Below are 17352 nucleotides of genomic sequence, written 5' to 3' on the forward strand. Positions count from 1 at the left end.
GGGGGTGGCGCCCAGGACGTTCGGCGCATCACTTCGCCAGCACGCCGATGAGGTGGTCGGCGAGACGCAGGGTCAGGGCGATCATGGTGAAGGTCGGGGTCGCCGTGCCTTCGGTCGGGAAGACCGAGTTGCCGGCGATGTAGAGGTTTTCCAGCTCGTGGACCCGGCAGTCGGGGTCGACGACGCCGTCCTGCGGCCGCTCGCTGATGCGCGTGGTGCCGCAATGGTGATGGCCCCAGTGGTCGAAGCGCGACCAGCCGTCCGGCCGGGTCAGCATGGACACCGTCGCCGTGCCGACGCCCAGCCGTTCCAGCTCCTTCCCGAACAGCTCGATGCCCCGCCGCACGCTGTGCTCATCGATGGCGCTCATCTGCCAATGCAGGTTGATCCGCCGCAGGCCGAGCGCGTCCACGTCGTGCACCAGGGTCACGCGGCTGGCCGGGTTGGGCGCTTGTTCGACCTCCGCCTTGATCAGCCAGGTGGTGGAGGACTTGTCGATGCCCAGCACCTTGCGCAGCTTGTTTTCCGTCAACCAGTCGAGATCGCGCAGCACGTTGCCGAGGTGGTAGTCGACGTCCGCCACCATGTCGCCGCCGCGCAGCCACTGCCCCAGCCCGTCCCGCAGCAAGCCGAGCGACCGGCTGCCGCGCGTCGGGCCCTTGCTGAAGGGCTCCAGCGCGAAGTGGGTGTTGAGGATGCGCTCCCGCCGCATGAGGTCCGGCGTCGGCCGCACGCAGCCTTCCACCATCATCGTGCCCATCGCGGCGCCGTCAGCCGCATGGCGCGTGTAGAACCAGAGCCTGGGATCCGGCCCGGAAAGCCGGACGATCCCGGGCCAGGAGACGCGGTGCTCCATAAAGTAGCGGCCGACGTTGCCGTGGCCGTTGCCGAGCCCCGCCGGCCGCACGCCGTCGGCGTTGAGCAGCAGACGGGCGTTCTCCAGGCCGCCGCAGGCCAGCACCACGACGCGGGCGCGGACGCGGAACCGGCGGCCGGCGGGATTGGCGGCGACGACCTCGCGCACCACGCCGTCCGCGTCGCCCACCCGGAGGTCCACGACGCTGCTGTTGAGGAAGCAGCTGACATTGCGGGACGAGGCTATCGCGTCGCGGTGCGCCGTTCCGAAGCGGGTCGGCTTGATCTGCGTCGCGCCGTTGATGAAGCGTTGCGGGGACAGCGGCAGCAGCGGACGGTCGGTCAGACCGGACCAGTATTCCCCGTCGAAGCGGTCGGTGGGCAACCCGATCAGCTCCGCCGCGCGCGCGTAATTGGGCCGCAGCGCCGTTTCCGGAAAGGGCCAGCCGCTGCCGGGAATCCAGTCGCGCCGCTCGAAATCAATGGGGTCGAGCGGCCGGCATAGCCCCGCCCAGCGGTTGGTCGACCCGCCGAAGTACCGCAGCCGCGCCGTGGACGGGGGCAGATAGGGCATCCCGGACGTGGAGCCGGCATAAAATTTTTGCCCCGCCCGCGAATAATGATAGCTGCCCGCCTCCAATATCGTAACCCGAAAGGGCAGCGTATCGAATGCACGCCCCAAGGTGATGCCGGCAGCGCCGGCACCAACAACGCAAATTTCGGTGTCAATTACCGCATCTTCGGGCAGCTCCGCCCCATCCAGGATCATGGTACTGCTTATCAGTTCTGTCTCAATCACATTTGGCTTATTTTTCTGCTTGTGCAATGGCAAAGGGAAATCGATGGGCACGGCCAAGGCGCTGGCGGCCGGAACGGCTTGCCTGGGACGATATGGGTAACCGGTGTGGCTGATAGTGCCCAGGCGACACACCAAACATCTTTATTCCATACGAAAAGTTGCACCGCATCATGCCTGCCGCGCTGAGATCGCATGAGCACGAAACAGCGCCGTAACCTACATTCCGGAACGCAATCCCGCCCCGTCCCGACCGTCCCCAAAATGATCCCGGAAATTTCGGCTGCGATGCTGTTCGGCGTCGCCGGCGTGTGTTTCGGCGCCAGCTGGGCGCTGTTCCGCTCGAAGAAGGCGATCATCGCCACGCAGGCGCTGTGCTCCGCCTCCTTTATCACCCATTACATGCTGATCGGTGCCGTCAGCGGCGCCAGCATGAGTTCGCTGTCGCTCAGCCAGTCGCTGATGATCGGCCTGTGGCGCCGCAGCCGGGCGATGACCGTCCTCTACTGGTCCACGTTGCCGGCGATGATGGTGCTGACGGCCCTGACGTGGCACGGCCCGGCGTCCCTGGCGTCTGGCCTTGGGCTGACGCTCGCCGCCTGCGGACGCTGGCAGACCAGCGTGCTGCGCCTGCGCCTGTTCTTCGTCGCCGGCTCGCTCGCCTGGATCGTCCACGACACGCTGGTCGGGTCGCCGTTCGGCTGCACCGCCAACATCGTCAACCTGTGCTTCAACCTGTGGACCATCCGCGCCCTTCTGCGCGAACGGCGCCGCGACAACCTGCGCGCGCCGGCCCTGGCTGCGGCGGCCTGACCTTCCACCCGCACCGAAAAGCCGGCGACCGCGAGGCCGCCGGCTTTTTCTTTGTTGGAAGCGGTCAGTTCGGACCGCCGCAGAGCTGGTCGCGGGTCGTCTGCTTGGCGGCGTCGGCGGAGAAGCCGTAGGGCTCGACGATCTTGGCGAACTCGCCGGACGCCTTCATCTCCGCCAGCACCTTGTCGAAGGCGTCGCGCAGCGATGCGTCCTGCTTGCGGAAGGCGGCGCCGTCGCAATAGACCGGGGCGCCCTTCACAGGGGCCACAACCTCGACGTTCGGGTCGTTCGCCTTGGTGACGAGGTCGTGGATCGACAGAACCGGCAGCGAATAGACGTCGATACGCCCGTCCTGGAGCATCTTCAGGCCGCTCTGCGGGTCCGGCACGACGATGACCCGGTCGCGCGGAACGCCGGCGTCGAGCGCCAGCTTCTCCTCCGTGCCGCCACCCGGCGCGCCGATCTTCGCCTTCGGGTTCTTGGCAATGTCCTGGTAGGAGGAGAGTTGCAGCGGGTTGCCCTTCTTCAGCGCGAAGGCCTCCGCGTCGCAAAGGATCGGCTGGCTGTAGGCGACGGCGCGGCAGCGCTCCGGCTTCATGAACAGGCCAGCGGTGATCACGTCGAAGCGGCGGGCCTGAAGGCCGGGGATCATCGCCCCGTATTCGGAGATGGAACCGACCACGTCGCCGACGCCCAGCTTGCCCATCACGGCGCGGGCGACGTCCGGGGCGGCGCCCGACACCGTGCCGTCCGGCTTCACCGCGGTGTAGGGCGGCTCGTTGGCGATGCCGATGCGGACGAATCCCTGCTCCTTCAGCTTGGCGAGCGCGTCGTCAGCGGCGCTGGCGGGGGACGCGGCGAATGCACCCAGAAGGGCGATGGCGGCCGCGCCGAGGACATGGGTCCGGAACATTTTCGAATGCGTCATGTCGGTCTTCCCTCTGTGAAGGTTGGTTTTCAGCCGCCGCGCGGCCCTTCCTGTTCAGTCGTTGTCATTCTTGTTCTTCCCTGGCTTACAGCCTCAATCCTCCAGGGTTCCAACCACCGCGATGCAGTCGCCGGCCTTCACGAGGCCGGGGAAGTGGCGGGCGGCCAGGATGCCGTCCAGGCCGGCCCGGTAATCGGACGGCGCCTGCCCCGTGCGCCCGATGGGGTGGATGCGCGCCAGCAGGTCGCCCTTGCGCACCGGCTCGCCCAGGTCAACGCAGGGCTCGATCAGCCCGGCGTCCTCGGCGAAGCGGAAGCAGTCGGAGGACGGCATGTCGAGCCAGCGCGTCGGCGCCGTCTCCACGGCCCCGGCCAGGATTCCGGCGTGGCGCAGCACGTTGGCGACGCCCCGCTTGGCGATGGCGATGGTGGAGGCGCGCCCGGTGCCGCCGCCGCCGAGTTCCGTGGTGACGAACAGCTTGCCCTGCTCCTCCGCCGCGGTGTCGTACATGCCGACCGCGTCGATCTCCAGCATGCGCATGGAATAGGGGGCGGAGAAGGCGGCCACCGCCGCGAAGCAGCGCGCCTCCTGCGCCTTGTCGGGCAGGATGTGGGCGGCGGCGAAGGGCACGAAGTCCAGCGTCCTACCGCCCGAATGCAGATCCATCACCACGTCCGCCATGGGCAGCAGGGTGCGGTTGAAATAGTCCGCGATCTTCTGCGTCACCGTCCCGTCCGGCCGCCCGGGGAAGCTGCGGTTCAGGTTTCCCTTGTCGATGGGCGAGGTGCGGGTGCCCGCCTGGAAGGCCGGGTAGTTCATCGCCGGAACGATGATCACCCGGCCGGTGACCTGCTCCGCCTTTATCGTGCGGGCGAGGTCGAAGAGGGCCACGGCCCCCTCATACTCGTCGCCGTGGTTGGCGCCGGTCAGTAACGCGGTCGGCCCTGGTCCGTTGCGCACCACGGTGACCGGGATCATCACCGATCCCCAGGCGGAATCATCGCGGCTGTAGGGCAGGCGCAGGAAGCCGTGCTGCACGCCGTCGCGGTCGAAATCGACCGTCGGCGCGATAGGAGACGGCGGCAGCGTGTCGAGCGGCATTCGCACCTCCGTCACGATTTCACGAACAGCTTGCGCGGCACGTTGGCGAGGCATTCGACGCCGGTGTCGGTGATCGCGATGCTCTCCGTGATCTCCAGCCCCATGTCCTCCAGCCACAGGCCGGTCATGAAGTGGAAGGTCATGCCGGGTTCCAGCACCGTGCGGTCGCCCGGCCGCAGGCTCATGGTGCGCTCGCCCCAGTCCGGCGGGTAGCTGAGGCCGATCGGGTAGCCGGTGCGGTTGTCCTTGGTGATGCCGTACTTCTTCAGCACGGCGAAGAAGGCGTTGGCGATGTCCTCGCACGTGTTGCCCGGGCGCGCGGCGGCAAGGCCGGCCTCCATCCCCTCCAACGTCGCCTTCTCCGCGTCGAGGAAGGCCTGCGTCGGGGTGCCGAGGAACACGGTGCGCGACAACGGGCAATGGTAGCGCTTGTAGCAGCCGGCGATCTCGAAGAAGGTGCCCTCGCCCGTGCGCATGGGGCGGTCGTCCCAGGTCAGGTGCGGGGCGGAGGCGTCGGCGCCCGAGGGCAGCAGCGGCACGATGGCCGGATAGTCGCCGCCGATCCCGTCCACGCCGCGCGTACCGGCGTCGTAGATCTCGGCGACGAGGTCGCACTTGCGCATGCCCGGCTTGATGGTGTCGACGATGCGCTGGTGCATGGCCTCCACGATGCGCGCGGCCTTGCGCATGTAGTCCAACTCCTGCGCGCTCTTCACCGCGCGCTGCCAGTTGACCAGCGCGGTGGCGTCGCTGAAGCGCGCGTTGGGCAGGTGGGTGGTCAGGGAGCGGAAGGCGGCGGCGGTGAACCAGTAATTGTCCATCTCCACGCCGATGGACGCCTTGCCCCAGCCGCGATCCTCCAGGATGCGCGACAGCAGGTCCATGGGGTGGCGTTCGGTGGATTGGACGTAGTGGTCCGGGTAACCGATGATGTTGTCGTGGGCGAGGTAGGCGGTGCGCTTGGCCCCGTTGGCGTCCTGGCCGCGCCCGTACCAGATCGGCTCCCCATCCGGCGGCACGACCACGCACTGGTGCACGTAGAAGGACCAGCCGTCATAGCCGGTCAACCAGGCCATGTTGGACGGGTCGGTGACGATCAGCACCTCCACGCCGGCCTTATCCATGGCCTTGCGGGTCTTGGCGAGCCGGGCCGCGTATTCGTCCCGGCTGAAGTTCAGGGTCGGTTCGGGCATGATGGTCCTTTCGGAAAAGGCTGCGCGGTCCCTAGCGGGCGTCAGGCGTCGAAGGCGGTTCCGGCGTTGGCGGCGAGCGCTCGGCCGCGCGCCAGCGTGGCGATGGCGGTGTCCTGGACCCCGGTGCCGGTGAGGTCGCAGACGGTGATCTGGTCGGGCGATGCGCGGCCGGGGGATTGTCCGGCGATCACGGCGCCCAGTTCGGGGAATTGGCGGTCGGCGGGGACGGCGCCGGCCTTGATGGCGTGGTGCAGTTCGCCCAGCCGGCCGACCTGCCGCAGGCTGTCGGCGACGTAGAGGTCGGCGCGGGCGAGCACGGCGGGTTCCAACTCGTTCTTGTGCTCGGCGTCGGAGCCCATGGCGGTGACGTGCTGGCCGGGCGCCAGCCAGTCGGCGAAGAGGATCGGCGCGTCGGCGGGCGTGGTGGTGACGACGATGTCGGCCCCGGCTACGGCGGCGCGACCGTCGGCCATGGCGCGCACGGGGATGCCGAGCCGGTCGGACAGGCGGGCCGCCGCCACGCTGGCACGGGCCGGGTCGCGGGCCCACAGCCGCGCCTCCCGGATCGGGCGGACGAGGGTCAGCGCCTCCAGCTGCAAGGCGGCCTGCACGCCGGCCCCGAAGACGGTGGCGACCGCGGCGTCCGGGCGGGACAGATGCTTGGCGGCGACCGCCCCGGCGGCGGCGGTGCGCACGTCGGTCAGGTAGCCGTTGTCGAGCAGCATGGCCTCCACCAGCCCGGTGCGCGTGCTGAGCAGCACCATCAGGCCGTTGACGCTGGGCAGGCCGAGCGTCGGGTTGTCGAAGAAGCCGGGGCTGATCTTGATGGCGAAGCCGTCCAGGCCCGGCACATAGGCGGTCTTCACGTCAACCTCTCCGCGATGCTCCGGGATGTCGAGGCGCAGGATCGGCGGCATGGCGACGGGCTTTGTGGCCAGCGCCAGGAACGCGTTTTCCACGCAGGTGACGGCGTCCTGGTCGAGCGGGACGAGGCGGCGCAGTTCCGCCTCCGTCAGAATGGTCATGCGGGGCATGCGGTGACTCCCGTGGCATCGCCGCAGACAATCCGGCGGTGCAAGTCCATGTCGATGTTGCGGCCAGACAGCAAAGCGACGGTCGGCCCGCGCAGCCCGACTTTCTCTGGCAATTTGTCGGCGAGAAGGGCCGCAATGCCCACCGCCCCGGCGCCCTCGACGATTTCCTGTTCGCGGAGGTAGGCGTGCTTGATGCCCGCGGCGATTTCCGCCTCGGTCAGCAGCACGACCCCGTCCAGCAGGGTGGCGGCGAGGCGGAAAGTGTGGCGATTGGCAAGCCCGATGCCACCGCCGAGCGAGTCCGCCAGGGTTTCCAGCTCCTCCACCAACACCGGCTTTTTGGCGGTCAGGCTGGCGTGCATGGCCGCACCGCGCTCCATCGAGACGCCGACCACCCGCGCCTGCGGGCGCAGAGCCTTCACCGCCAGAGCCACGCCGCCGATGAGGCCGCCGCCGGAGAGGGGCACCAGCACAAGGTCGACGTCCGGCACCGCCTCCACGATCTCCAGCCCAAGGGTGCCCTGACCGGCGATCACGCCGGCGTCGTCGAAGGGCGGGACGGTCGCAAAGCCTTCCTCGCGAACGAGACGGTCGACCTCCTCCTGCGCGTCGTCTTGGGAGCGGCCGACGATGCGGATCTCCGCCCCCAGCGCGCGGATGCCCTCCACCTTGTTGGCTGGCACGAGCGCCGACATGCAGACCACGCAGCGCACCCCGGCCTGGGCGGCGGCATGCGCCAGCGCCCGACCGTGATTGCCGGTGGAGGCCGCCGCCACGCCGGTTGCCAGCGCGGAGTGCGGCAAGGACAGCAGGGCGTTGGTGGCGCCGCGCAATTTGAAGCTGCCGGTGGTCTGGCGCGTGTCCAATTTTAGGAAGACCGGGGCGCCGCAACGTTCCGTCAGGCTGGGGGAGGCGACGGTCGGCGTTTCCGCGATCCGTCCGGTCAGCCGCGCCCGCGCGCGGAAGACGTCCTCCAGGCCAATGCTTTGGTCAGCCATAGTCAGGCTCCCACCGGCAGACCGAGGGTCATCAGGCGGCCGAACTCCGGCCGCGGATGGTCGTCGCCGCACAGGCGCAGCGCCGCCCAGGCCGTCGCTTGGTTGCTGGTCACCACCGGGCGGCCGATGGCCTCCTCGATGCGGCGGGCGACCAGCGCGGAGCGCAGCGCGGTGCAGGAGACGAACAGCGCCTCCGCGTCCGCCGGCATCGCCTCCACCGCCGCCTGGACCAGCGAGTCCGGCGTCAGACGCGCCATCACCCGGTCGTCGTCCAGGCCGAGATAGGTGAAGCGCGCGATGTCGAGGCCGTGGCCGGCGAAATAGGCGGCCATAGGGCGGGCGGTTTCCTCCGTGTAGGGGGTCAGCACCGCGATCCGCTTGGCGCCGAACGCCTTCAACCCGAGACGCGCCGCGGATGGCGGGGTCAGAACCGGCACGCCGGGCTTGGCGTTGCGGATGGCCTGCTCCACCACCTCATCCCCCATGACGACGGAGGCCGACGTGCAGGAATAGACGACCACGTCCAGATCCTCGTCGGGCAGGATCAGGGCGGCGCCTTCCTCCAGCCGGGGCTGCATGCGGCGCAGGTTCTCCGGCGTGGTCGGGTTGGCGTAGGCGATGCGCGCGGTGTAGACCCCGACCGCCTCACCCGCCACCATGCGCCGGAAGTCCGGCTCGCTGGTGTGGTCGGTGGCGAGGACGACGAGGCCGACGCGCTTGGGAACCGGGCGGTCGTCGAAGCGCAGGGGCGTATCGGCGCGCGTGATGGGAATCGTCTGCATCATCAAAGTCCAGTTACCGGTAGCGGCGGAAGCGGCGTTCCAGCAGGTGCAGGGCCGGCACGGCGATCAGGCTGATCGCCAGGAACAGCACCCCGACCAGCGTCATCGGCTCCAGGTAGCGGTAGTTGAAGTTGGCGATGCTCCGCGCCTGGCTCATCAGCTCCACCACCGTGATGGCCGACAGCAGCGGCGTTTCCTTGAACATCGCGACGAAGTAGTTGGCGAGCGCCGGGATCATCGGCGGGATCGCCTGCGGCAGGATGATGTGTTGCCAGGTCTGGACGGCGGTCAGGTTGCAGGCCTTGGCCGCTTCCCACTGGCCGCGCGGGGTGTTGTCGATGCCGGCGCGGAAGACCTCCGCCATGTAGGTGGCGTAATGGACGCCGAGCCCGATCACCCCCGCGGTCAGCGGCGACAGCAGGATCCCCGCCCCCGGCAGCACGTAGAAGAGGAAATAGAGCTGCACCAGAAGCGGCGTGCCGCGGATGAATTCCACCAGGAAGGCGGTGGTGCGCGACACCAGCCGGTTCGGCGACCGCCGCAGCAGCGCGAAGGCCAGCCCCACGACCGCCGCCAAGACCGAGCCAAGCACCGTGGCGAGCACGGTGATCTTCAGCCCGTCCAGCAGGGTCGGCATGATCTCTCGTACGAACGCCCAATCCCATTCCATGGCGGACCTCAGTGCCGGATGCCGTCGAGGCCGCGCGTCATGCGGCGCTCAAGGGTCTTCATGCCGAACGAAATCATGGAGGCGAGCGCGAAGTAGATGACCAGCACCGTCAGGAACGGGATGGCCGTGCTTCCCGTCTGGGAACGCACGACCTGCGCCTGGAAGGTCAGGTCGGTCAGCGAGATCAGCGACACGACGGACGTCGCCTTCAGAAGCTCGATGGCGTTGTTGCCGAAGGTCGGGATCATCACAACGAAGGCCTGCGGCAGCAGGACGTGGCGCAAGCCCTGCCAGCGCGTCAGGTTCAGCGCGACGCAGGCCTCGTGCTGCTCCCGCCCGATGGACTGGACGGCGGAGCGCACCACCTCCGCCCCATAGGCGCCGACGTTGAGCCCCAGCGCCAGCACACCGGCCTGGAGCGGCGTCAGCTCGAACCCGATCAGCGGCAGCACGAAATAGGCCCAGAACAGCTGGACGAAGATCGAGGTGCCGCGGAAGAACTCGATGTAGGCGAGCGCCAGGGCGCGCACCGCCCAGAAGCGCGACAGCCGTCCCAGCCCGGCGGCGAAGGCCACGGGCAGGGCCAGCGCACAGCCGAGCACGGTGAGTTCCACCGTGACCCGCGCGCCGTCGAGCATCAGCCCGATGTAGCCAGACCAGTCCCCCATGAACGGCCTTCTCACAAATTTCGGAAACGAGACGGTCAGATGCGTTGGCCGGCGGCGATGATCTTCTTCAGGAAGGTCTGCGTGCGTTCGTGGCGCGGGTTGGTGAAGATCTCACCGGGCGGCCCCTCCTCCACGATGCGGCCACGGTCGAAGAACAGCACGCGGTCGGCGAAGTCGTGCGCGAAGCTCATTTCGTGGGTGACGAGCAGCATGGTCATGTCGGTCTGCGTGCCGAGCATGCGCATGACGTTCAGCACCTCCTCCACCAGTTCCGGGTCGAGGGCGGAGGTCACCTCGTCGAACAACATGATCCGGGGCTGGAGCGCCAGCGCGCGGGCGATCGCCACGCGCTGCTTCTGCCCGCCGGACAGGGCCGCCGGCATGGAATTGGCCTTGCCGGCCATGCCGACCATTTCCAGCAGCTCCATGGCCCGGCGCTGCGCCTCGGCCGCGCGCACGCCCTTGGTCAGCATGGGGGCCAGCGTCACGTTCTCCAGCACCGTCTTGTGCGGGAACAGGTTGAACAGCTGGAACACCATGCCGATCTTGGCGCGCATGCGGTGCAGGTGCGCCTCGTCCGCCGGGACCACCCGGCCGTTGCGCTCCATGTGGAACAGGTAGTCGCCATCCACCCGGACAAAGCCGCTGTCGATGCGTTCCAGCGTCATCAGCGTGCGCAGGATCGTCGTCTTGCCGGAGCCCGACGGGCCGATCAGCGCCAGCTTCTCCCCAGGCATCACGGAGAAGCACAGGTCCTTCAGCACGGTGAAGGAGCCGTAGCTCTTGGTGACGTGATCTACATTTATGATGGGGTCTATGATGGGCTCGGTCATGCCGGTCTCCCGTATCGTCGGTGCGGCAAGCGATGTCGCGCAAACGATGCGGCCGACCCTAAATCATGTCAATGCACAAAATCGAACCATGACAATTTTGGCGAATTGCGGCTGAGTTGTGGTCGTCCAGCCGGAGCGACCCACGTCAAATGGCGAGCAGCACCGGCTCCGGGTCGCTGTTCAGCAGGTTGACGATCACGCCCAGCCCGGCGCGCAGCTCGCTCTCGGTGGTCGAGGCGATGGAGATGCGCAGCGCCGCCGTCCGGGCGCCGGGCGCGATGGCGAAGGCGGAGCCGGCGGCGACCGCGACGCCCTGGAGGCGGGCGTGCGACACGAAGGTCGCTTCCGGCCGCCCCTCGCCCAGCGGCAGCCAGACGTGCAGCCCCTCGGGATGCCCACGATGAGGGATGCCCGCCAGGATTTCGGCCGCCAGTTCATGGCGGCGGCGCAGGGCGCGGCGCTGCCAGCGGACCATCTCCATGGCGAATCCGCTCTCCACCCAGCGGGTCGCCAGCTCCGCGATCAGCGGCGTCGCCATCCAGTTGGTGACCAGATGCCGGTTGGCGACCCCCGCGATCAGCCGGTCCGGCACCACCAGGTAGCCGGTGCGCAGGCCCGGCATCACGCATTTGGTGAAGCTGGTGACGTAGAGCGTGCGTTCCGGCGCCAGGGCGGCGAGCGGGGGCCGCCGCTCCTCCAGGATCGGGCCGAGCGGGTCGTTCTCGATGATCGACAGGTTGTGCCGCTGCGCCACCCGCACGATGTCGGCGCGCCGCGCCGCCCCCATGTGGCTGGCCGTCGGGTTGATGGGACTGGGCATCACGAACAGCGCCCGCACGGTGCCGTCGCGGCAGGCGGCGTCCAGCGCATCGGGCAGCAGCCCCTGCTCGTCAATGGCGACGCCGCGCAGCTTGATCCCCATGTAGGAGGCGAGCGGCAGTAGCGTGTGGTGCCCGATCTCCTCCGTCGCCACGGTGGAGCCCGGCGGGGCGGCGGCCATCAGCGCGATGGTCATGCCGGCGGTGGCGCCGTTGGTCAGCGTGACGTTGGCGGCGCTGGTTTCCACCCCGCAGTCGCGCAGCCAGGGCACGGCGGCGGCGCGGTGGCGGGCGAACAGCGTGTTGGGCCGGAAGGACAGCACCACCGACGGCGGCAGGGAGGAGGCCAACTCCACCAGCCCCTGCTTCATCGCCTCCACATGCAGCGGGTCGCACACCGGCTTCAAGATGGACAGGTCGATGACCTCGTCCACGCGCTGCGGGATGAAGGGCGGGTCGGGTTCGGACTTGGCGGCACGGACGAAGGTGCCCCGCCCGGTCTCCCCGCTAATCAGGCCGCGCCGGATGAGTTCTTCATAGGCACGACTGACCGTCTGGACGGAAATGCCCAATTGGTCGGCAAGCTGCCGGTGCGTCGGCAACCGGTCGCCGACCGCCAGATGCCCTTCGGCGATGGCGCTTTGCACCTGTTCGGCGAGCGACAGGTACACCGGCCTGCTCAAGGCCGCAGCATCGGGGTGCCACTTTGTCATGCAACATTTCTGCGCAAAATCAGGACATTTGACAATGGAGAAAAGCGCGGACATCGTGGATCGGCGATGCGCCACGATGATGCGACCTGAGGACGCTGGAAAAAGCCGGACCATGACCGACCTGAAGCTCGACCCCATCGACCTGCGCATCCTGGCGGAAATCCAGCGCGACGGGCGCATCACCAAGCTGGCGCTGGCCGACCGCGTCGGGCTGTCGCCCACCCCGTGCTGGGTGCGTCTGCGCCGGCTGGAGCAGGCGGGCATCGTCATCGGCTACCACGCCCGCCTCGCCCTGCGGCAGGTGACGCCCTTCGCCATGGTGATTGTGGAGGTGACGCTGGGCGCCCACCGGCAGAGTGACTTCGACCGCTTCGAACGGGCCGTGCGCGACGAGCCGCACATCGTGTCCTGCTGGTCGGTCGGCGGCGGGCTCGACTACATCCTGCGCGTGGTGGCCCGCGACGTGGACGCCTACCAGCGCATCATCGACCGCCTGCTGGAAAGCGAGGTCGGGATCGACCGCTACTTCACCTACATCGTCACCCGCACGGTGAAGGACGAGCCGGTGATGCCGCTGGACGCACTGATGGGTGGTGGGGAGTAGGAGGTTGGGGGGTGGGGAGTGGTTGCGTTGGGCCCCCTCCCTAACCCTCCCCCACCTTCGGCGTCAGGCGAACGCCAAAGGCGTTCGCCTGACGCCGTCAGCGCATGCTTCGCATGCGCGAGAGGCGAGGGAGGGGACTGCCGCCGCGCATCCCTGAAAGCCCTCCCCCGCTCTCGGCGGACCCAAAGGGTCCGCCTGCCGCGTCAGCGCAAGCTTCGCTTGCGCGAGAGCGAAGTGGGGAAGGGTTGGGTGGGGGCCCAACGCGACCACCATCCACCACACCGCAGAGACTTTCTCTACAGCGACGTCACCGCAAAGAGACTTCCTCCACGCGACGGCCCAGCTTCAGACACCTTCTCCGCCAGTAGCCGGTAGCCTTGGGGGACGATTTCCCCCGAGCCACCGAGGCGCCCATGACCGCACAGTTTGCCCGGCCGGACACCCACGACGCGCTTGGCCGCCTGACCGACCGGCGGCTGTTGCGCGAGCTTTCCTACATCGGCGGGCGCTGGACCGCCGCGCGCGATGGCGCCACCACCACGGTGCGCGACCCGGCCGGCGGCGGGACCGTCGCCCATGCCGCGGCGTTGGGGGCCGAGGAAGCGCGCGCCGCCGTCGATGCGGCGAGCGCCGCCTTCCCCGCTTGGCGCGCCTTGCTGCCGCAGGAGCGGGCGGTGCTGTTGCGCGGCTGGTTCGACCGCATCGTCGCGGCCCGGGAAGACCTCGCCCTGCTGATGACGTTGGAGCAGGGCAAGCCGCTGGCTGAATCTCGCGGGGAGATCGACTATGCCGCCTCCTTCGTCGAATGGTACGCGGAGGAAGCCAAGCGGATGACGGTGGAGGGCGTGTGCGGCCACCTGCCCGGCGCCGAGATGATGGTCCGGCGGGAGCCGCTGGGCGTTGTCGGCGTCGCCACGCCATGGAACTTCCCGTCGGCCATGCTGACGCGCAAAGCCGCGGCGGCGCTGGCCGCCGGCTGCACGGTGGTGGCGCACGCCTCGCACCACACGCCGCTGTCGGCGCTGGCGCTGGCGGAACTGGCGGAGCGCGCGGGCCTTCCGGCCGGCGTCTTCAACGTGCTGACCGGCGATCCGGAGCCCATCGTCGGTACCTTCTGCGACGACGCGCGCGTGCGCGCCATGAGCTTCACCGGATCGACCGAGATCGGCCGGCTGATCGCCGCGCGTTGCGCGCCGACCATGAAGCGGCTGGTGATGGAACTGGGCGGGCACGCCCCGCTGTTGGTGTTCGACGATGCGGACCTCGACCGGGCGGTGGACATCGCCGTGGACGCGAAGTTCGCCACCTCCGGCCAGGACTGCCTCGCCGCCAACCGCATCTTCGTGCAGCGCCCGGTCTACGAGACCTTCTGCGCGGCCTTCGCCACCCGCGTCGCGGCTCTGACCGTGGGTCCGGGCCTGCGGGACGGCGTGCAGATCGGCCCGCTGATGCACGAGCGCGCGGTCGCCAAATGCGCGGAGCATGTGCGGGACGCGGTGGAGCACGGCGCGCGCTGCCTGACCGGCGGCAGTCGGCACCCCGCCGGACCGCTGTTCTTCGCGCCGACCGTCCTGGCCGACGTGGCCACGGACGCCCAGATCATGCGGGAGGAGACCTTCGGCCCCGTCGCCGCCGTCCTGCCCTTCGACACGGAGGACGAAGCGGTGGCCCGCGCCAACGACACCGACTACGGCCTCGTCGCCTACGCGGTGACGCGGGACGCGGGCCGAGTCCTGCGCCTGTCGCGGGCGCTGGAGTACGGGATGGTCGCGGTGAACCGGGTGAAGATCACCGGGGCGCCCATCCCCTTCGGCGGGGTCAAGCAGTCCGGGCTGGGCCGCGAGGGCTCCCGCCACGGGCTGGAAGCCTTCACCGACCTGAAATACGTCTGCCTCGACCTCGCCTGAACCAAACCATCTCTGCCGGGAACCACGCCATGACCGACCGCAGCAACGAACTGACCGCCTGGGACCGCGACCATTTCTTCCATCCCTCCACCCACATGGCGGCGCACGCGCGCGGCGACACGCCGACCCGCGTCATCACCGGGGGCGAGGGCGTCTACATCGTTGACCGCGACGGCAAGCGCAGCCTCGACGCTTTCGCCGGGCTGTACTGCGTCAACGTCGGTTACGGCCGGCGGGAGATTGCCGACGCGATCGCCGAGCAGGCGGGCAAGCTCGCCTACTACCACGCCTATGTCGGGCACGGGACGGAGGCGTCGGTCACGCTGTCCAAGATGATCATCGACCGCGCGCCGACGGGCATGTCGCGCGTCTATTTCGGCCTGTCGGGGTCCGACGCCAACGAGACGAACATCAAGCTGGTCTGGTACTACAACAACGTGCTGGGCCGGCCGGAGAAGAAGAAGATCATCTCGCGCTGGCGTGGCTATCATGGGTCCGGCGTGATGACCGGCAGCCTGACCGGGCTGGAGCTGTTCCACAAGGCCTTCGACCTGCCCCGCCCGCCGATCCTGCACACGGAAGCCCCCTATTTCTTCCGCCGCGCCGACCGGTCCATGAGCGAGGAGCAGTTCTCCCAGCACTGCGCCGACAAGCTGGAGGAGATGATCCTGGCCGAAGGGCCGGACACCGTCGCGGCCTTCATCGGCGAACCGGTGCTGGGCACCGGCGGCATCGTCCCGCCGCCCGCCGGCTATTGGGAAAAGATCCAGGCGGTGCTGACCAAGTACGACGTCCTGCTGATCGCCGACGAGGTGGTGACCGGCTTCGGGCGGCTGGGCAGCATGTTCGGGTCCGACCATTACGGCATGAAGCCGGACCTGATCACCATCGCCAAGGGCCTGACCTCCGCCTACGCCCCGCTGTCCGGCACCATCGTTTCGGAGACGATGTGGCGGGTGCTGGAGAAGGGGTCGGACATGATGGGTCCGATCGGCCATGGCTGGACCTACTCCGCCCACCCCATCTGCGCGGCGGCCGGCGTCGCCAACCTGGCGCTGATCGACGAGATGGGCCTCGTCGACAACGCACGGGAGACCGGCGCCTATTTCCGCGCTGCGCTGACCGAGGCGCTGGCCGGGCACCGGCTGGTCGGCGAGGTGCGCGGCGAGGGGCTGATGGCCGCCGTGGAGTTCGTGGAGGACAAGGATGACCGTCGCTTCTTCCCGGCGGAGGCCAAGGTCGGCCCGCGCCTGTCCGCCGCCATGCTGGAACGCGGAGTCATCTCCCGCGCCATGCCGCAGGGCGACATCCTGGGCTTCGCCCCGCCGCTCTGCCTGACGCGGGAGGAGGCGGACAAGGTCGTCGCTGCGGCGCTGGGCGCCGTGAAGGCCGTCGCGGCCGAGCTGTGATCCCCGGAAGCTGGAGGCGATGACCATGGACAGCCTGCCCCGCACCATGCACGCCGTCGTCCTGACCGGGCACGGCGGGCTCGACCGGCTCGTTTACCGCGACGACGTGCCGGTCCCCTCCCCGGCGGCCGGCGAGGTGCTGGTGGAGGTGTCCGCCTGTGGCATGAACAACACCGACGTCTGGGTGCGCGAAGGCGCCTATGGCACCGAAAGCGACCCGGACGCGGTGTCCAGCTGGCGCGGGCGCGGGGAGCGGTCCACCCTCACCTTCCCGCGCATCCAGGGCACCGACACGGTCGGGCGGATCGTCGCCGTGGGCGAGGGCGTGCCGCCGTCGCGCGTCGGCGAGCGGGTGGTCGTCGACTTCAGCATCTACAACGCCGAAGACGACAGCCTGGCCGACATCGACTACATCGGCCACGGGCGGGACGGCGGCTATGCCGACTACATGACCTGCCCGTCCGACCACGCCCACACCACCACCAGCACGCTGACCGACGCCGAGCTGGCGACCTTCTGCTGCGCCTACCTGACCGGGGAGCACATGCTGGACCGCGCCGCCGTCGCCGCGGGTGAGCGGGTGCTGGTCACCGGCGCGTCGGGCGGGGTCGGCTCCGCCATCCTCCAGCTTTGCCGGGCGCGGGGCGCCATTCCCTACGCGGTCACCGCGCCCGGCAAGGAGGCGGCGATGCTGGAGATCGGGGCGGAGGCCGCCATCGCCCGCACCGCCCCGGACCTGCCGGCCGCGGTGGCCGAGGCGACGGGCGGGCGGCCCATCGACGTGGTCGCCGACCTCGTCGGCGGGCCGATGTTCAACGACCTGCTGCGCATCCTGCGGCCGGAGGGGCGCTACACCACCGCCGGGGCCATCGCTGGGCCGGTGGTGCAACTCGACCTGCGCACGCTGTACCTGAAGCATCTGCAGTTGCACGGCTCGTCCCAGGGAACGCGCGGAGCCTTCCGCCGGTTGCTGCGTTACATCGAGGAGGGCCGGATCCGGCCGCTGCTGGCGGGGACCTACCGGCTCTCCGACTTCCACCGGGCGCAGCGGGACTTCATGGGCAAGGGCTTCGTCGGCAAGCTGGTCGTGGTGCCCGACCGGAAATGGCCCGGCCAACAATAACCCGGCCCAAAATAGCGCCGTGTCGCGCGCAAGGGCGATGTTGAACGCACCGGCCGAGCACCACAGAATCCAGCGCAGGGGATTTGACAAAAGCGAAACATCGACAG

16 protein-coding genes are annotated in these 17352 nt (G+C 69.1%); 5 read left to right on the forward strand and 11 right to left on the reverse strand.

Going from position 1 to position 17352, the window contains the following annotated elements; genetic code table 11:
- Positions 1 to 28: 28 nt before the first annotated feature.
- A complete protein-coding gene (locus tag M2351_RS17380; RefSeq protein WP_264657377.1) occupies positions 29 to 1624 on the reverse strand; it encodes an FAD-dependent oxidoreductase in 1596 nt (531 codons plus the stop codon).
- A gap of 291 nt (positions 1625 to 1915) precedes the next feature.
- Here M2351_RS17380 and M2351_RS17385 point away from each other — a divergent pair, with 291 nt between their 5' ends.
- The gene (locus M2351_RS17385; protein ID WP_264657378.1) at positions 1916 to 2464 is read left to right on the forward strand and encodes a YgjV family protein; all 549 of its coding nucleotides are present in this window, start codon (positions 1916 to 1918) and stop codon (positions 2462 to 2464) included.
- A 64-nt stretch (positions 2465 to 2528) separates the two neighbouring features.
- Here the strand turns inward: M2351_RS17385 and ehuB are convergent, their stop codons facing one another.
- The 10 genes from ehuB to ehuR all read right to left on the reverse strand — a co-directional run bounded on the left by ehuB (position 2529) and on the right by ehuR (position 12202).
- Positions 2529 to 3392 (reverse strand): ectoine/hydroxyectoine ABC transporter substrate-binding protein EhuB, encoded by an 864-nt coding sequence (ehuB, locus tag M2351_RS17390; RefSeq protein ID WP_264657379.1) that lies wholly within the window; start codon positions 3390 to 3392, stop codon positions 2529 to 2531.
- A 93-nt stretch (positions 3393 to 3485) separates the two neighbouring features.
- Entirely contained in the window at positions 3486 to 4493 is a 1008-nt protein-coding gene (doeB, locus tag M2351_RS17395; RefSeq protein WP_264657380.1) for a N(2)-acetyl-L-2,4-diaminobutanoate deacetylase DoeB, read from the reverse strand.
- An 11-nt stretch (positions 4494 to 4504) separates the two neighbouring features.
- Positions 4505 to 5686: an ectoine hydrolase DoeA gene (gene doeA / locus M2351_RS17400; RefSeq protein WP_264657381.1), complete on the reverse strand. Its 1182-nt coding sequence runs from the start codon at positions 5684 to 5686 to the stop codon at positions 4505 to 4507.
- Positions 5687 to 5727: 41 nt separating this feature from the next.
- A complete protein-coding gene (eutC, locus tag M2351_RS17405; protein ID WP_264657382.1) occupies positions 5728 to 6720 on the reverse strand; it encodes an ectoine utilization protein EutC in 993 nt (330 codons plus the stop codon).
- Positions 6708 to 7718 (reverse strand): hydroxyectoine utilization dehydratase EutB, encoded by a 1011-nt coding sequence (eutB, locus tag M2351_RS17410; protein ID WP_264657383.1) that lies wholly within the window; start codon positions 7716 to 7718, stop codon positions 6708 to 6710. Before eutB ends, eutC begins: the two co-directional genes overlap by 13 nt.
- A gap of 2 nt (positions 7719 to 7720) precedes the next feature.
- On the reverse strand, positions 7721 to 8503 hold the full coding sequence (gene eutA / locus M2351_RS17415; RefSeq protein ID WP_264657384.1) for an ectoine utilization protein EutA: 783 nt from the start codon (positions 8501 to 8503) through the stop codon (positions 7721 to 7723).
- A gap of 10 nt (positions 8504 to 8513) precedes the next feature.
- A complete protein-coding gene (gene ehuD / locus M2351_RS17420) occupies positions 8514 to 9170 on the reverse strand; it encodes an ectoine/hydroxyectoine ABC transporter permease subunit EhuD (protein ID WP_264657385.1) in 657 nt (218 codons plus the stop codon).
- An 8-nt stretch (positions 9171 to 9178) separates the two neighbouring features.
- Positions 9179 to 9838 (reverse strand): ectoine/hydroxyectoine ABC transporter permease subunit EhuC, encoded by a 660-nt coding sequence (gene ehuC, locus M2351_RS17425; protein ID WP_264657386.1) that lies wholly within the window; start codon positions 9836 to 9838, stop codon positions 9179 to 9181.
- Between the two features lie 35 nt (positions 9839 to 9873).
- Positions 9874 to 10671: an ectoine/hydroxyectoine ABC transporter ATP-binding protein EhuA gene (ehuA, locus tag M2351_RS17430; RefSeq protein WP_319801895.1), complete on the reverse strand. Its 798-nt coding sequence runs from the start codon at positions 10669 to 10671 to the stop codon at positions 9874 to 9876.
- Positions 10672 to 10816: 145 nt separating this feature from the next.
- Complete coding sequence (gene ehuR / locus M2351_RS17435; RefSeq protein ID WP_264657387.1) at positions 10817 to 12202, reverse strand: MocR-like ectoine utilization transcription factor EhuR; 1386 nt, start codon at positions 12200 to 12202, stop codon at positions 10817 to 10819.
- A 112-nt stretch (positions 12203 to 12314) separates the two neighbouring features.
- Here ehuR and M2351_RS17440 point away from each other — a divergent pair, with 112 nt between their 5' ends.
- The 4 genes from M2351_RS17440 to M2351_RS17455 all read left to right on the forward strand — a co-directional run bounded on the left by M2351_RS17440 (position 12315) and on the right by M2351_RS17455 (position 17245).
- A complete protein-coding gene (locus tag M2351_RS17440; protein ID WP_264657388.1) occupies positions 12315 to 12806 on the forward strand; it encodes an Lrp/AsnC family transcriptional regulator in 492 nt (163 codons plus the stop codon).
- A gap of 413 nt (positions 12807 to 13219) precedes the next feature.
- Entirely contained in the window at positions 13220 to 14713 is a 1494-nt protein-coding gene (locus tag M2351_RS17445) for an NAD-dependent succinate-semialdehyde dehydrogenase (RefSeq protein WP_264657389.1), read from the forward strand.
- 29 nt (positions 14714 to 14742) lie between these two features.
- Positions 14743 to 16122, forward strand: coding sequence for an aspartate aminotransferase family protein (locus M2351_RS17450; protein ID WP_264657390.1), 1380 nt, complete (start codon positions 14743 to 14745; stop codon positions 16120 to 16122).
- A 25-nt stretch (positions 16123 to 16147) separates the two neighbouring features.
- Positions 16148 to 17245 (forward strand): alcohol dehydrogenase family protein, encoded by a 1098-nt coding sequence (locus M2351_RS17455; protein WP_264657391.1) that lies wholly within the window; start codon positions 16148 to 16150, stop codon positions 17243 to 17245.
- The last annotated feature ends 107 nt before the right edge of the window (positions 17246 to 17352 follow it).

The organism is Azospirillum canadense (assembly GCF_025961225.1).
Taxonomy (GTDB): Bacteria; Pseudomonadota; Alphaproteobacteria; order Azospirillales; family Azospirillaceae; genus Azospirillum; species Azospirillum canadense.

Coding starts and splice junctions, on each gene's coding strand:
- M2351_RS17455 (WP_264657391.1), top strand. CDS start 16,148: ATGGACAGCCTGCCCCGCACCATGCACGCCGTCGTCCTGACCGGGCAC.
- ehuB (WP_264657379.1), bottom strand. CDS start 3,392: ATGACGCATTCGAAAATGTTCCGGACCCATGTCCTCGGCGCGGCCGCC.
- eutA (WP_264657384.1), bottom strand. CDS start 8,503: ATGATGCAGACGATTCCCATCACGCGCGCCGATACGCCCCTGCGCTTC.
- ehuR (WP_264657387.1), bottom strand. CDS start 12,202: ATGACAAAGTGGCACCCCGATGCTGCGGCCTTGAGCAGGCCGGTGTAC.
- M2351_RS17440 (WP_264657388.1), top strand. CDS start 12,315: ATGACCGACCTGAAGCTCGACCCCATCGACCTGCGCATCCTGGCGGAA.
- eutB (WP_264657383.1), bottom strand. CDS start 7,718: ATGGCTGACCAAAGCATTGGCCTGGAGGACGTCTTCCGCGCGCGGGCG.
- doeA (WP_264657381.1), bottom strand. CDS start 5,686: ATGCCCGAACCGACCCTGAACTTCAGCCGGGACGAATACGCGGCCCGG.
- eutC (WP_264657382.1), bottom strand. CDS start 6,720: ATGCCCCGCATGACCATTCTGACGGAGGCGGAACTGCGCCGCCTCGTC.
- M2351_RS17385 (WP_264657378.1), top strand. CDS start 1,916: ATGATCCCGGAAATTTCGGCTGCGATGCTGTTCGGCGTCGCCGGCGTG.
- M2351_RS17380 (WP_264657377.1), bottom strand. CDS start 1,624: ATGATCCTGGATGGGGCGGAGCTGCCCGAAGATGCGGTAATTGACACC.
- M2351_RS17445 (WP_264657389.1), top strand. CDS start 13,220: ATGACCGCACAGTTTGCCCGGCCGGACACCCACGACGCGCTTGGCCGC.
- M2351_RS17450 (WP_264657390.1), top strand. CDS start 14,743: ATGACCGACCGCAGCAACGAACTGACCGCCTGGGACCGCGACCATTTC.
- ehuC (WP_264657386.1), bottom strand. CDS start 9,838: ATGGGGGACTGGTCTGGCTACATCGGGCTGATGCTCGACGGCGCGCGG.
- ehuD (WP_264657385.1), bottom strand. CDS start 9,170: ATGGAATGGGATTGGGCGTTCGTACGAGAGATCATGCCGACCCTGCTG.
- ehuA (WP_319801895.1), bottom strand. CDS start 10,671: ATGACCGAGCCCATCATAGACCCCATCATAAATGTAGATCACGTCACC.
- doeB (WP_264657380.1), bottom strand. CDS start 4,493: ATGCCGCTCGACACGCTGCCGCCGTCTCCTATCGCGCCGACGGTCGAT.